This window comes from Sphingopyxis sp., assembly GCF_036261875.1.
In the GTDB taxonomy this organism is placed as follows: domain Bacteria; phylum Pseudomonadota; class Alphaproteobacteria; order Sphingomonadales; family Sphingomonadaceae; genus Sphingopyxis.
This window is the reverse complement of sequence record NZ_DATAJZ010000017.1, coordinates 20,835-35,645: the sequence shown is the minus strand read 5'-3', so window position 1 is coordinate 35,645 and position 14,811 is coordinate 20,835. Positions and strand designations below refer to the sequence as shown.

Annotated in this window: 12 protein-coding genes; 5 read left to right on the top strand and 7 right to left on the bottom strand. The window is 65.0% G+C overall.

Annotation, left to right across the window (positions count from 1 at the left end; genetic code table 11):
- The 5 genes from VHO04_RS08745 to VHO04_RS08725 form a co-directional block, all read right to left on the bottom strand.
- The coding region (locus VHO04_RS08745; protein ID WP_329627963.1) for an acetyl-CoA C-acetyltransferase at nucleotides 1–1,116 on the bottom strand (1,116 nt) is incomplete at its 3' end.
- A 24-nt stretch (nucleotides 1,117–1,140) separates the two neighbouring features.
- A complete protein-coding gene (locus tag VHO04_RS08740) occupies nucleotides 1,141–1,923 on the bottom strand; it encodes an SDR family NAD(P)-dependent oxidoreductase (RefSeq protein WP_329627962.1) in 783 nt (260 codons plus the stop codon).
- Nucleotides 1,924–1,936: 13 nt separating this feature from the next.
- A complete protein-coding gene (locus VHO04_RS08735) occupies nucleotides 1,937–3,142 on the bottom strand; it encodes an acyl-CoA dehydrogenase family protein (RefSeq protein WP_329627961.1) in 1,206 nt (401 codons plus the stop codon).
- Nucleotides 3,139–4,224, bottom strand: coding sequence for an acyl-CoA dehydrogenase family protein (locus VHO04_RS08730; RefSeq protein ID WP_329627960.1), 1,086 nt, complete (start codon nucleotides 4,222–4,224; stop codon nucleotides 3,139–3,141). Before VHO04_RS08730 ends, VHO04_RS08735 begins: the two co-directional genes overlap by 4 nt.
- 104 nt (nucleotides 4,225–4,328) lie before the next feature.
- Nucleotides 4,329–5,513 (bottom strand): acyl-CoA dehydrogenase family protein, encoded by a 1,185-nt coding sequence (locus VHO04_RS08725; protein ID WP_414713099.1) that lies wholly within the window; start codon nucleotides 5,511–5,513, stop codon nucleotides 4,329–4,331.
- A gap of 120 nt (nucleotides 5,514–5,633) precedes the next feature.
- On the opposite strand from VHO04_RS08725, the gene VHO04_RS08720 reads away from it, so the two are divergent.
- From VHO04_RS08720 to ppk2, 4 genes are all read left to right on the top strand, one after another.
- Complete coding sequence (locus tag VHO04_RS08720) at nucleotides 5,634–6,614, top strand: nitronate monooxygenase family protein (protein ID WP_329627959.1); 981 nt, start codon at nucleotides 5,634–5,636, stop codon at nucleotides 6,612–6,614.
- A gap of 77 nt (nucleotides 6,615–6,691) precedes the next feature.
- The gene (locus VHO04_RS08715; protein WP_329627958.1) at nucleotides 6,692–7,789 is read left to right on the top strand and encodes a flavin reductase; all 1,098 of its coding nucleotides are present in this window, start codon (nucleotides 6,692–6,694) and stop codon (nucleotides 7,787–7,789) included.
- Nucleotides 7,790–7,916: 127 nt separating this feature from the next.
- Nucleotides 7,917–8,153 carry a hypothetical protein gene (locus VHO04_RS08710; RefSeq protein ID WP_329627957.1) on the top strand — a complete coding sequence of 79 codons (237 nt, stop codon included), beginning with the start codon at nucleotides 7,917–7,919 and terminating at the stop codon, nucleotides 8,151–8,153.
- Nucleotides 8,154–8,269: 116 nt separating this feature from the next.
- Nucleotides 8,270–9,181 carry a polyphosphate kinase 2 gene (gene ppk2 / locus VHO04_RS08705; RefSeq protein WP_329627956.1) on the top strand — a complete coding sequence of 304 codons (912 nt, stop codon included), beginning with the start codon at nucleotides 8,270–8,272 and terminating at the stop codon, nucleotides 9,179–9,181.
- Here the strand turns inward: ppk2 and VHO04_RS08700 are convergent.
- Both VHO04_RS08700 and VHO04_RS08695 read right to left on the bottom strand, forming a co-directional pair.
- Nucleotides 9,178–10,125, bottom strand: coding sequence for a CorA family divalent cation transporter (locus tag VHO04_RS08700; protein WP_329627955.1), 948 nt, complete (start codon nucleotides 10,123–10,125; stop codon nucleotides 9,178–9,180). The two genes, ppk2 and VHO04_RS08700, sit on opposite strands and share 4 nt — an antisense overlap.
- Before the next feature lie 59 nt (nucleotides 10,126–10,184).
- Nucleotides 10,185–11,795, bottom strand: coding sequence for an inorganic phosphate transporter (locus VHO04_RS08695; protein ID WP_329627954.1), 1,611 nt, complete (start codon nucleotides 11,793–11,795; stop codon nucleotides 10,185–10,187).
- 361 nt (nucleotides 11,796–12,156) lie between these two features.
- On the opposite strand from VHO04_RS08695, the gene VHO04_RS08690 reads away from it, so the two are divergent.
- Nucleotides 12,157–14,793, top strand: coding sequence for a TonB-dependent receptor (locus VHO04_RS08690; RefSeq protein WP_329627953.1), 2,637 nt, complete (start codon nucleotides 12,157–12,159; stop codon nucleotides 14,791–14,793).
- Nucleotides 14,794–14,811: the final 18 nt, after the last annotated feature.

Sequence of the window (14,811 nt, the reverse complement as noted above, 5' to 3'; positions counted from 1 at the left end):
GTGGCCGAGCGCCATCGCGCCGCCGTTGATGTTCACCTTCTCGCGGTCGAGATCGAGGTCGCGGATGAACTTTTCCGCGACGACCGAGAAAGCCTCGTTGATTTCCCAGACGTCGATGTCGTCCTTCTTGAGGCCGGCCTTCTCCAGCACCTTCTTCGCCGCGGGAACCGGGGCGTTGAGCATCAGCGTCGGATCGTCGCCGATGTTCGCATAGGCGACGATACGGGCGCGCGGCTTCACGCCGTGCTTGTCGGCATAATCCTTCGACGTCAGCAGGATCGCCGCGGCGCCGTCGACGACCCCCGACGAGTTGCCGGCATGGTGGAAATGCTGGATGTCGAGGTCGGGATAGCGGCGGTTGATCTGCTTCCGGAAAGTGAAGCCGTCGCCCATGTCGAAATCAGCGATCTTGGAGAAGCTGGGATTCAGCGCGGCAAGACCTTCGGCGGTCGTTTCGGGGCGCGGAAATTCCTCATGGTCGAGCGCGACGCTGCCGTCGGTGTTGAGAACGGGGACGACCGACTTGTTGAAGCGGCCTTCCTTGATCGCCTTGTCGGCGCGCTGCTGGCTGACGAGCGCGAGCGCGTCGAGCGCTTCGCGGCTGATGCCTTCCATCGTCGCGATTGCGTCACCGCAAATGCCCTGATGCGACTGGGGGTGGATTTCGTCGAGCGCTTCATGGCCCGAGCCCATCAGGCGCGGCGGCAGCCCGGCGTTGGCCTGTTCGGCGGCATAGGCGGTGGTGTAGCTCATCATCTCGGTGCCGCCGGCAATGACGCAATCTTCCATGCCGCTCATCACGCTCGCCGCGGCGAAGTTGACCGAGCTGATGCCGCCGCCGCAGAAGCGGTCGAGCGTCGTGCCGCTGGCCTTGGTGTCATAGCCCGCCGACAGCGCCGCCATGCGGCCCAGGTCGCCGCCCTGCTTGCCGTTCTGGCTGGAGGTCGACCAGACGATGTCATCGACGGTCGCGGTATCGAGGTTGTTGCGGTCGCGGATCGCGGCGAGCACGGTCGCGGCGAGGTGCTGCGGATGGAGGTGCGACAGCGCGCCCTTGCCGGGCTTGCCGATCCCGCGCGGGGTGCGGACGGCGTCGATGATATAGGCTTCGGACATGATGGGTTCCTTTCGGTGTGACGATTAACGGGGCGCCATGCGGATCGCGCCGTCGAGGCGGACGGCCTGGCCGTTGAAATAGGTGTTGCGGACCATCTCCATCGCGAGGCTCGCATATTCCTCGGCCTTGCCGAGGCGCTTGGGGAAGGGGACCGAGGCTTCGAGGCTTTCCTTGACCTTCGGATTCATGTTGCCGAGCAGGGGCGTACCGAACACGCCGGGCATGATCGAATTGACGCGGATGCCGAGATCCATCAGGTCGCGCGCCATCGGCAGCACGAGGCCGTTCACCCCCGCCTTGGCCGAGCCGTAGATCACCTGCCCGATCTGCGCGTCCTGCGCCGCGACCGAGGCGGTGAAGATGATCGCGCCGCGCTCGCCGTCCTCGAGTTCGGGCAGGGTCGCCATGCCTTCGGCGGCGATCGAGCCGATGCGGTAGCTCGCGGTCAATATGCCCGCGACGCCATATTCATAGTCGGTGGTCGGGGTGCGGCGGAACGTGCCGCTTTCCTTGTCATAGGCGAGGGTCTTGCCGCGGCGCGAGGTCATCGCGCAGTGGACGGCGATGCGTTCCTGCCCATGCGCCGCGCGTGCCTTGGCGAAGCCATCGAGCACCGATTGCTCGTCGGTAATGTCGACATGGACGAACAGCCCGCCGATCGATTTCGCTACCTCTTCGCCGAGCGCGTCGTTGATGTCGAAGATGGCGACCTTGACGCCCGCAGCGGCGAGCGCTTCGGCGGTCGCGCGGCCGAGGCCGGAGGCGCCGCCGGTGACGACGGCCGCGGTGGAGGAATCGAGTTTCATGGGGAGGCTCCTGTCAGGCTGGTATCTGGTTGAAGGGGATGCCCTTGTCGGGGCGGTGATCCTGCGGCAAGCCGAGGATGCGCTCGGCGATCGTGTTGAGCAAAGTCTCGTCGGAGCCGCCCGCGATGCGGCCCGTCGGTGCGTTGATCCAGCTCGATGCCCAATCGTCCTTGGGCGAGGCATGTTCGTCGAAGGCGAAACCGCCCGCACCCTGCAGGTCGAGCGCGAGTTCGGACAATTTCTGGCGCGAGCGCACCGCGACGAGCTTGTTGAGCGAACCCTCGGGGCCGGGGGTCATGCCCGCCTCCATCATGCGCCGCGCGCGGACGTTGATCGAATCGAGCCCGGCGCGCATCGCATAGTTGCGCGCGATCTGCTGGCGGATGCGCCCGTCCTCGATCGCGGGCCGTCCATTCAGTCGCACCTCTTTCGCAAGGTCAACGAACAGGTCTAGATGTGGGCCGAAGCCAGCGCTGTCGGTCGCGACATAGCGTTCGATCATCAAGGTCGCGAGCGCGACCGCGAAGCCGCCGCCGACCGGCGACATGCGATGATCGTCGCTGATCTTCACATCGTCGAAGAACACCTCGTTGACGTGACTGTCGCCGCCCGCGAGCTTGATCGGGCGCACGGTGACACCTGGGGCCTTCATGTCGACCCAAAAGTAGGTCAGCCCCTTGTGCTTGGCGACGGTCGGGTCGGTGCGGACGACGATGACGCCGTAATCGCTATATTGCGCCCAGCTCGTCCACACCTTCTGCCCGTTGATCTTCCAGCCGTTGCCGTCGGTTTCGGCGCGGGTACGCAGGCCCGCAAGATCGGTGCCGCCCGAGGGTTCGGAGAAAAGCTGGCACCAGATTTCCTCACCCTGCAGCGCCTTGAGCACCCGCTCCTTCACGAAATCGCGGTCGGGGCCGAACTGCATCAGCACCGGCACCGGCATCCCGAGCGAGATGCCGAAATAGACGTTGGGGAAGCCGTGCTTCATCTCCTCCGCCTCGAAGCTGATCTTCTCGATATGACCGAGGCCCTGACCGCCGAGATCGGTCGGCCAGTTGATTCCGGCAAAACCCGCGTCGAACTTCGCCTTCTGATAGCGGCGACCGAGCGCGAGGTCGTCTTCGACGCTCAGTCCTTTGCGCGCCGCCTTGCCGAAGGTCGGCACCATCGATTCGCACCAGGCGGCGGCCTTGGCGCGCCAGGCTTCGAGATCGCTCATGCTTCGTCTCCTGCGAGGCGGTCGACCAGCACATCTTCCCAGAAGAAGCTGCTTCCCTGTTCGAGCGCGAGGCTGCGCGCGCGGCGCATGTGGAGGTGGAGGCCGATCTCCCACGTCACGCCGATACCGCCATGAATCTGCACGCAGTCGCGCGCCGCCGTGTCATAGGCCTCGGTCGCCGACAGCCGCGCGGCGGTGGCGGCGGTGATGAAATCGGCCTGATCTTCGCGCGAGGCGGCGTGGATGCAGTTCGCGCGGGCGAGTTCGACGAGGCCGTAAAGTTCGGCGATGCGATGCTTGATCGACTGGAAGGCGCCGATCGGCTGGCCGAACGCCTTACGGGTCACGGCATAGTCGCGCGCGATCTCCATCAGCGCCTCGGCGCCGCCGGTCTGCTCATGCGCGGTGACGACGGCTTGTAGGGCGAGAATATGGAGCGCGGCGGCACGGGCCGCATCGCCGGTCGCCAGCGTATCGGCGGGCGTATCGGCGAAGGAGAGGTCGGCGATGCAGCGGCTGTTGTCGAAACTGTCGATTGCCGTTCGGTCGACGCCGGTCAGGTCGACGAGTACGAGCGACGGTCCGCTCGCCAGCACCACCGCGACATCGGCGAACAGACCGCCCGAAACGGCGCCCGCGACGCCGGTCAGCCGGTCGCCGGCCAGCGTGACCATGGGCTCGGCGGGCAGGGGGTCGGGGCCCGCCGCGAAGGCGATCGCGCCGATCGTTTCGCCGCTCGCGAGGCCGAGGAGCCAGCGCGCCTTCTGCTCATCGCTGCCGTAAAGCTCGATCGCTTTTGCGGCGCCGAAGCTCGAAGTCAGGAAGGGGGCACCGCTCAGCGTGCGGCCTGCCTGATGCGCGATGAGGCCGAGTTCGATCAGGCCGAGCGCGAGCCCGCCATAAGCCTCGGGTAGCGCGAGCGCGGTCCAGCCCTGTTCCTTCGCGGTCGCCCAGAACGGCTGGTGATAGGCACCCTGCGTCTGGAGCAGTGGCAGCAGTTCGTCCTTGCTGACCCGCGCTTCGAGCGCGCGGCGCGACTCGGTCGCGATCGCCTGCTGCCCTTCGTCGTACAAAATCGACATCGGCCCGATTCCTCTCGCCCTTGGTTAGCCCATCATCCGGACGTTAACGTAAACGTCAAGTTGTTTTGACGTTACGGCTTGCCGAAGGTCAACTGACACGCCTGTCAGGCACGCCCCGCTTTCCAGTCGCGCTTGATCTTTTTGGCGAGGCTCCATTTGTGAACCTCGGTGGGGCCGTCATAGATGCGGAAGGCACGGACTTCGCGGAAGACCTGCTCGACGATCGTGCGGTCGGTGACCCCGGTGCCGCCCATCACCTGGACGCAGCGGTCGGCGATCCGCATCAGCGCCTCGGACACCGCGACCTTCGCCATCGAGCTTTCGACGGTGCCGAGCGATCCGGTGTCGAGCACCCCGGCGCACCAGTCGATCATCAGTTCGGCTTGCTTGAGGTCGATCATATTTTCCGCGAGCATGAAGCCGACGCCTTCATGGTCGATCAGCGGCTTGCCGAATGCCTCGCGGCGATTGGCATAATCGCTCGCGATCTCGTGCGCGCGGATGCAGCAACCGAGCCAGCGCATACAGTGCGACAGGCGGGCTGGCGACAGGCGCACCTGCGCATAGCGAAAGCCTTCGCCCGCCTGGCCCAGCATCTGGTCGGCGGGAACGCGCAGATTGTCGATGGTCAGCGTCGCATGGCCGCCGGGCATCGAACTGTCGATCGTGTTCGGAATCTCGTCGATGCGGATTGCCGGGTCGGGCAGGTCGACGAGGAACATGCACGCGCCTTCCTCGGCCTTCGCCATGACGATGCCGACGCGCGCGCCCTCGGCACCGGTGATGAAGGTCTTGCGCCCGTTCACGACCCAGTGATTGCCGTCAAGGCGGCACGTCGTCTTCATCATCGACGGGTCCGACCCCGCGCCGCCTTCATCGGCGGGCTCGGTCATGAAGAAGGCCGAGCGGACACGGCCTTCGACCATCGGTTTCAGGAAGCGTTCCTTGAGTTCGGGACTGCCCTCCTTGCCGAGCAGATACATATTGCCCTCGTCGGGCGCCATCGTGTTGCAGGCGAGCGGGCCGAGCGGCGACAGGCCCGACTTGATCAGCACTATCGCGGTTTCGCGCTGGTTGAGGTGGCTACCGTCCGACAGGATATGCGGCGTCAACACGCCCGCAGCGCGGGCATGGTCGCGCATTTCCATCACCAGTTCGTCGGTCGGCGCGCCATGATGGTCGCGGCGGGGATCCTTTTCATAGGGGATCACGGTCTCGCGAACGAAGGCTTCGACCTTCGCGGCGATCGCTCGCGCCCGATCCGATATGCCCATATCCGTCGTCATCATGATTTCCTTCGATGTCTAACCGTTCCGGAGTCTCAACCCGACGTTGACGTAAGCGTCAAGTTAATTCAAGGGAGAAGGTAATGGTGCCGTAACGGCAGGAACAATGGGGAAGGACCGACAATGGCTTTCAAGACGCGCATCACCGAAATGCTCGGCATCGAGCATCCGATCGTGCAGGGCGGGATGCAGAGCGTCGGCTATGCCGAACTGGCGAGCGCGGTGTCGAATGCCGGCGGCCTTGGCATCCTGACCGCGCTGACCCAGCCGAGCCCTGAAGCGCTGCGCGAGGAGATCGAGCGCTGCCGGTCGATGACCGACAAGCCCTTCGGTGTGAACATGACGGTGTTCCCGACGATCAACGCGCCCGATTACAAGGCTTATGCGCAAGCGATCATCGATGGCGGCGTGAAGATCGTCGAGACTGCGGGCACTCAGGCAGTGCGTGAAATCTGGGAGATGTTGAAGCCGCACGGCGTCACCATCCTCCACAAATGCACCGCGGTCCGTCACGCGCTGTCGGCCGAAAAGGCGGGCTGCGACATCATCTCGATCGATGGCTTCGAATGCGCCGGCCATCCGGGCGAAGACGATATTCCGGGCCTGATCCTGATCCCCGCCGCCGCCGACAAGGTGAAGATTCCGATGCTCGCCTCGGGCGGCTTCGGCGACGGGCGCGGGCTTGTCGCCGCGCTGACCCTCGGCGCCGAGGGGATCAACATGGGCACGCGCTTCTGCGCGACGGTCGAGGCGCCGATCCACGACAATGTGAAGCAGGCCTATATCGACAATGACGAGCGCGGCAGCTTCCTGATCTTCCGCAATTTCAAGAACACCGCGCGCGTCGGCCGCAGCCCGGTCAGCGAAGAGGTCGCGCGCCGCCTCGCCAACCCCGACGCGCAGTTCAGCGACGTGCAGGAACTGGTGTCGGGCGTCGCGGGCCGCGAGCTGCTCAAGTCCGGCGACCTCACCAAGGGCGTTTTCTGGGCGGGCATGGTTCAGGGGCTGATCCGCGACATTCCGACCTGCCAGCAGTTGATCGACCGGATCATCGGCGACGCCGAGGCGATCATCGACCAGCGGCTCGCGGGCTTCCGGGCCTGAACTGCTGACGCCGCGCCTTGCGGCAGGGTTGCGGGAGCCGCTATGCAGGCGGCTCCACAACCAGCCAGGGAGCCGGCTTGTCTATCGTAGAATATAAAGGCTTTGGCGGCGTGCGCTTGTCGGCCGATCTGATTGGTGGCGAGCATGATCCCGTCGTTCTGCTGGTGCCCGACGCCGGGCAGGGCCGCGAAGCCTGGCGCATGGTCGCCGAAGCGCTGGTCCTTTCGGGGCGGCGCGTCGTGAATCTGGAGCCGCGCCCGGCGTCCGGCCCGGACTGGAGCCCCGACGAACAGATCGCGCATGTCGAAGATCTGCGCGCGGTGCTCGCCCAGATGGGGTCGCGCCCGGTCGTCGTTGCCGCGCGGCGCGGCGGCTGGATCGCGGCGCAGGCGCTCGCCCCCGACGGCGCGCATCTGGCCGCCGGGCTGGTGCTCGTTGATATGCCGACGACCGAGGCGGCGATCGTCGCGGCGCCGGGGCTCGCATTGCCGACGCTCGTCGTGCGCGGCGGTTTCTCTCCAACCGAATGCACGCCGGGAAGCGACGCCTTCCGCGCGGCGCTCCCGATCGGTGAAAACGCCGATATCGAGGAAGCGGACATGGCCTTCGCGGCCGATCGCAGCGAAGCGCTGCTCGGTCAGCTCCTCGAATTTCTCGAACGAAGGCAGCCGCGCAAGGCGACCGAATTCAAGGCCGGGTCCGATCCGCGCACGCTGCGCGACGCGATGGGATGTTTCGCGACGGGGGTGACGATCGTCACCGCGATCGATGCCGCAGCCATGCCGGTCGGCCTGACCGCCAACAGCTTCACCTCGGTCTCGCTCGACCCGCCGCTGTTGCTCGTCTGCATCGCCAACACGTCGGGAACCGCGCCGGTGCTGCGCGATGTGGTGCATTTCGGGGTCAACGTGCTGCAGATCGGGCAGCAGCCCGCATCGAACCGATTCGCGACGAGGGGCGAGGACAGGTTCGCGAACCTGCCTTGGGCGCCCGGACAGACCGGCGTTCCCCTGCTCGAAAGCTCGCTGGTTTCTTTCGAGTGCGAGAGCGAGTCGCTCCACGAAGCCGGTGATCATTTCATTCTCGTGGGCCGCGTCGTGCGCGCGCAGTTCGAGCCGCACCGCGATCCGCTTCTCTATTTTCGCGGCAAATACCGGCGCCTGCATTTCGCCTGACGGCGCCACTTCCTTTCGGGCCGTGCCGATTCGACGCTGAACCGAGCCTTTTGCATCTCATATTGGCGGAGCTTTCGGCGCGTTCGGGGGTTGATGCATCGATAGCCACCCATCAGGAGGATATGAGATGCACCCGATTTCTCGAGCCGCGATTGCCCTGACCGCCGCATCGATCGCCATTGCGCCGGTCGCCGCGTCGGCTGCGCCGGCCATCGATGGCGCGCGCGCCGTCTCCGCGACGAGCGGCACGAACGAACTCGAAGGCAATTCGAGTTGGCTCATCGGCTTGATCGGCCTGCTCGCGGGTGTTGCCGCGATCATCATCATCTCGAGCAACGACGATGATGCGCCCGTCAGTCCCTAACGGGAAAGATGGAGGACCGCGAACTTGCGGCAACCAGCCGGGCATCCGCAGCCTGCTGTCACCGCATCGCAATCTTGCTGCCATAGCGGTGCGCGAAGGCGGCAGGAGCCTTTGCAATGGACGACAGCCTTTCGAATCTTGACCGTATCAAGGAGGAAATCGCCGACAGCTTCGACGAGGAGCTGGAGATGGAGATGGACGAAAGCCGGCTGGAGACGATCCTTGCCGACATGGCGGACCATCCGGACCGCGAATCGCTCAACCGGCGCCTCTATTTCCGCGAATTGTTCCGGTTGCAGCACGAACTCGTCGTCCTCCAGGACTGGGTGCAGACGCAGGGACTGAAGGTCGCGGTGCTGTTCGAAGGGCGCGATTCGGCAGGCAAGGGCGGCGCGATCAAGCGCATCACCCAGCGGCTCAATCCGCGCGTCTGCCGCGTCGTCGCGCTGCCCGCGCCGAGCGAGCGCGAGCGGTCGCAATGGTATTTCCAGCGTTATGTCCCGTACCTGCCCGCGGCGGGCGAGATCGTGCTGTTCGACCGCAGCTGGTACAATCGCGCCGGGGTCGAGCGGGTGATGGGTTTTTGCACCGAGGATGAGTGCGAGGAATTCTTCCGCTCGGTTCCCGAGTTCGAGCGGATGCTGGTGCGATCGGGGATCATCCTGCTCAAATACTGGTTCTCGATCACCGATGAGGAACAGCAGTTCCGCTTTCAGATGCGCATCCACGATCCGCTGAAACAGTGGAAGCTGTCGCCGATGGACGTCCAATCGCGGCGACGCTGGGAGGATTATACGCGGGCGAAGGAGGATATGCTGGAACGCACGCATATCGCCGAAGCGCTCTGGTGGATCGTCGAGGCGGTCGACAAGAAGAAAGCGCGGCTCAACTGCATCAGCCATCTGCTGGGCCAAATCCCCTATCGCGAAGTCGTGAAGCCGTCCGTGGTGCTGCCCGACCGGGTGCGGCACGCGGACTATGAGCGCCATCCAGTGCCGTCGGAGATGCATGTGCCGGAGCGCTATTAGATCCGCCGTCTGAGCAGTAGCCAGGTCGCGGCGGATGAAGCGGCCGCCGCCACCGCCGCGACGACGGTGCCGGCCTGGGTGTGCGCGAAAGGCAGGCCGCCGGTGTTCATCCCGAAGAAGCCCGTCACCAGCGTCGCGGGAAGCAGCAGCGCACTGATGACCGACAGGAAATAAAGATTCTGGTTGGTGCGCTGCGCCGCCTGAAGGTCGAGTTCGTCGCGGAGCTGGCGAAGCTGCGCCTGCGTGCTCGCGACGTCGGTGTCGAGCGCATGGAGGCGCTGGACATGGCGTTCGGCGACGGGCGTGAGGAGCGCGGGCAGGTCGGGATCGCGTTCGAGCCGGACGAGCGCCGCGCGCATTCCTGCGACGAGGCGGTGGAGCCTCGCCCCGCGCCGCCGCACCGCGATCAGGTCGCGCGTCGCGGGGTTCATCCGCTCATTGAGGAACTCGTCCTCGGCGGTCTGGATGTCGGCCGAAAGCGCATGGACCTGCGCGCCGAGCCCACCGATCATCGTCCCGACGACGAGATCGAGCGCATCGGCGCCGTCGCCGATGGCGAAGCCTGCCGCGATCCGCTGTCGCATCAGGTCGGCGGCGCGCATCGGGTGATGGCGGCCGGTGAGCATCAGCGCCGGGGTGATGACGATGTGCAGCGCGCCGATCTGCGCGGTCTGCGCGACGTCGAACTCGCGCTCGAAATCCTGGAGGACGAGGCCGACGACGCCGTCATCGACAAGCACCTGCTGGTGGGTGTCGCGCGCGAGCATCATCTCGTGGAGCGGCTCGGGGAGTTTCGCGCTGCGTTCGAGCCAGCGTTGGGTGCGCTCGTCGGCGAGGTTGAGGTGGAGCCAGCGGAAGCTCGCGTCGCCGCAATCGTCGCAGTCGTCGATCAGCACCGTGCCGCCCGCCGACCGCGCGCAGCCCCAGATCAATCCGGGCTGCATCACGATCGCTCCGAAGTCGGGGGTGGGCGGTTCGTCCCTGCTGGCCGTGACGCCGATCCCTAGAAGATCGCGTTCAGGATCGCGTAGAGCGTGCCAGCGAGCAGAATCGAGACGGGCAGGGTGAGCACCCACGCCATCACGAGATTGCGAATCGTCGACATCTGCAGTCCAGAGCGGTTCGCGGCCATCGTCCCCGCGACCCCCGACGAGAGGACATGGGTGGTCGACACCGGCAGGCCGAGCATGTCGGCAGCGCCAATCGTTCCCATCGCGACGAGTTCGGCCGAGGCGCCCTGCGCGTAGGTGAGGTGCGATTTTCCGATCTTTTCGCCGACGGTGACGACGATGCGCTTCCACCCAATCATCGTGCCGAGGCCCAATGCGAAGGCGACTGCGACCTTGACCCACGTCGGGATGAACCGCGTCGCGCTGTCGAGCGAGGCCTTATAGGTGGTGAGCGCCTTGGTCTCCGTGTCGGTGAAGGTGAGCGTCTTCTCCTTGCCGAGCCGCTTGATCGCTTCGGAGGCGAGATACATGTCGTTGCGCATATTCTCGGTCGCCGCGGCGGGAACCTTGGCGAGCGAGCCATAACTGCTGACCTGCGTTTCGATCTGGTCGACGAGCGCGCCGAGCGCGGGAATCGTCTCGGGCACGAGCGTCTTGTCGGCAATATAGGCAGTGACCGCGCGGGTGGCGTCGCGCGGCGGGGCCGCGCTGGCGTGCGCGGCGAGGGCGCTTTCCGCCGCGTTCGAACTCACGACGAATTCCTGCACATATTGCTCGGGCACCGCGCGGTTGAGCGCATAGGCGGTAGGGACCGTGCCGATGAGAATGAGCATGATGAGGCCCATGCCCTTCTGCCCGTCGTTCGAACCATGCGCGAAGCTGACCCCCGTGCAGGTGAAGATAAGCAGCGCGCGAATCCACCACGGCGGCGGCGTGTCGCCCTTTGGCGCTTCGTAGAGCGCCTTGTTGCGGATCAGCAGTTTCATCGCGAAGAAAAGCAGGGCCGCGACGGTGAAACCGAGCAGCGGCGAGAGGAGGAGCGCATAGCCGATCTCGCTCGCCTTGCCCCAGTCGACCCCCGCGGTGCCGCTTTTGCCGTGAAGCAGCGCGTTGGCGACGCCGACGCCGATGATCGAGCCGATCAGCGTGTGCGACGACGACGAGGGGATGCCGAAATACCAGGTCGCGAGGTTCCAGACGATCGCCGCGATCAGCAGCGCGAAGACCATCGCGAAGCCCGCGCTCGACCCCACTTGCAGGATCAGCTCGACGGGGAGCAGCGAGACGATGCCGAAAGCGACCGCGCCGGTCGACAGCAGGACGCCGAGGAAATTGAAGAAGCCCGACCAGACGACCGCGTAGTTGGCAGGCATCGAATTGGTGTAGATCACGGTCGCGACCGCGTTGGCGGTGTCGTGAAAGCCGTTCACGAACTCGAAGCCGAGCGCAATCAGCAGCGCGATGAAGAGCAGCGCGAAGGGAAGGAAGGCGGTCGCATGAACCCCGGCCGCGGCGGCGTCGGCGTAGACGCTGTAGGCAACATAGGCGACCGCGACGAGGATCGCGGCGGCGAAGCCGAGATTGCCCGCGGCGCCAAGCCCCTTGTCGAGGTCGGGCCGTTCGAACGGGGCGGAATCGATAGCGTCGGCAGTCGTAGCGGTCACTCGCGCACCTCCAACATGAGAGGCGTTTTCCCTATTCGGGGCTTGTGACAGCTAGGTGACCGGACGCGGCCGGCCATCAAAAGGAGCCGAACCCGTTGTGATGGGATCAGGCGCTCGCCGTCGTGCAACCTCGAGCTCTATGCGACCTCCGTTCCTGGGCTGACGGTCCGCAATCGGTCGGCCCGTGGCCTTTGAAGCGTGCGCAACGGATTCCTCAGCGGTTCGCACCGACATCGTTGCTTCACAAATATTTGTCCAATCTGTCATCTCCGTGACGCCAGCCTGACATGCCGGGCCCCTAGCGGGCGCTTGCGGACAATAGAATCCGATCCGCCGGGTCACGCTTTTCCAAGGGGCACCAATGCAACTCTCCCATGCTGCCGCCCGCGCGCATCGCGCGGGCTCCCTTCTGCTCACCGCCAGCGCCGCTGCGATAGCGCTTGTTTCCAGTCCGGCATTCGCGACCGAAGAGGTGGCGGACGGTGCGGATGGCGACGGCGAAATCGTCGTCAGCGGGTCGGCGTTCCAGAATCTCGAGGAGATCGAAGCGCGGCGCGACACGACCGCGATCGTCGATACGCTGTCGCGCGACGAGATCGGCGCGCTGCCCGACATCACCATCGCCGAATCGCTGCGCCGGATCACCGGCGTCACCACCATCTACAATGACGACATCGGCCAGTTCGCGTCGATCCGCGGGACGCATCCGGATTTCATTCCGGTGACGATCAACGGCCTGTCGATCGCGACCACCGGCGACCTTGGCGAAGGAACGCGCAAGGTCAATCTGCAGGTGATCCCGGGCGAGGCGGTGCAGCAGCTTCGCGCCTACAAATCGCTGTCGCCCGATCTCGACGCAGGCGCGCTCGGCGGCCTGATCGACATCGTCACTGCCAGCGCTTTCGACAGCTCGCGGTCGCTGCTGAGCGCCACCGCAGGCGTCAGCTATACGAGCTACATGAAGGTGCCCGACGGCAACAGCGCGGGCGACGCCAAGGATTCGCCCTTCGGCCCGTCGGCCAGCATCATGCTCGCGCCGCGCTTCGGTGCCGACGACGAATGGGGTCTGGTGGTAACGGGCATCTACGAGGTACGGCCGCGCACCCAGTCGAACGACGCGATCACCAACCGTCTCCATTTCAACGATGCCGGTCAGGCCACAACGCCGGAAGCCGACGACTGGAACGGCTTTGCGGCGCCGAACAGCTTCGTGTCGCACAATTACACGAACAAGTTCACCAAATATGGCGGCACCGCGCGGCTCGAATATCGCCCGAGCGACAGCTTCCGGTCGAGTCTGTTCGGCTTCGCCTATTTCTCAGACGAGCAAGAAACGCGCAACACCAACCGCGTCTACAGCCTCGACCAGGCGCGCGACCAGACCGAAACCACCGGCACGATGCGCGTTCGCGCCGCCGACATTCAGTGGCGCTACAACAGCTTCGAGCGCGATCAGTGGGGCGTGCAATGGCTCAACGACATGACGGTCGGTGAGCGCGGCACCCTGTCGTTCGATGGCGGTTACAGCCATGCGTGGTTCCGGTCGGTCCGGCCCTTCGTCTCCTTCGTCTATAATCCCAACACCCGCCTGACCTACGATCTCGCGAACAAGGATCGACCCTTCGTTCTCGACAATGGCGATGCCTATCTGGATCCAGCCAATTACAAGGCCAGCGACCTCTACAAGGACGCGCGTGTCGCGCGCGAGGATGTCTACGAAGCGCGTTTCGACTATGGCTTCAACAACCGGCAGCAGGATCGCGGTTTCGGCTTCGCGTTGGGGGCGTCCTATCGCGACCTCGATCTCGAGCGCGACAATAGTTCGACCAACTATCAGACCGGAACCGTCCGGCTCACCGGCCTCAGCTTCATTCCCGAGTTCGCGACGCCGGGCTACAGCCATCCGGCACTCTGGCTCGACCAGCAGAGCTTCTGGAACGATGTGGTGCCGGGCATTCCGGTCAACGCGGCACTTTCGGACCGCAATTCGCGGATCAATGACTATGAATATCGCGAGGAGATTCTCGCCGCTTATGTGAACGGCAATTACACGACCGACCGTTTCCGCCTCGACCTCGGCGCGCGGCTCGATCGCGCCGAATTCACCGCCGACATGGCGCAGGTACTCGGCGGCGTGCTGCAGCCCGACCAGGTGCGCTACACCGGCAAGGATACGCATCTCCTCCCTTATGCGACCGCGAACATCTTCCTCAGCGATGCCTTCCGGGTGAAGGCGGCGGCGAGCCAGACGCTCGGGCGTCCGAATCCGGAGATGATCGCGACGGTCGAGCAGACCGATACCACCGAGCGGACGATCACCCGCGGCAATCCCTTCATCAAGCCGCGCAAGGCGACCAATCTCGATCTCGGCCTCGAATATTATTTCAACCGGGGCGCGGGGATGGTGACCCTGACCGGCTTCTACAAGGATATCAGCGACGACATATTGACCGTCACGACGACCGAACTGATCGACGGCGAGGAGTGGGAGGTGTCGCAGCCGATCAACGGCGAAAGCACCAGCTACAAGGGCATCGAATTCGGTATCGTCAACAACAGCTTCGGCAATGTCACGCCGCTGCTGGACAAGGTTGGCGCGTCGCTGAACCTTGTGTGGGTGAAGGGCAAGTCGGCCTATCTCTACAATGGCGTGCGGCGCGACAGCGACCGGTTGCAGTATCAGGCCGATATCGCGGCCAATGCCGCGCTTTTCTATGATCTCGGCGGCGGGTCCGAAGTGCGGATCGCGATGAACCATCAGGGCCGCTATCTCGAGGAATATGCCGCCAACCCCTGGCAGAACATCTATATCGAACCCTTCACGACCTTCGACCTGACGCTGCGCTGGGCGGTGACGCCCCGGCTTCAACTCCGCCTCGAAGGGCGCAACATCTTCGGCGCCAATCGCCAGCGCAACACCGGTCCGAACGCCGAATATTACCGCGCCGGGCTCGAGGTCGGGAACAGCTGGTTCCTGCGCGCCAACTTCCGTCTCTGATCCCTATCAACCGAGGAT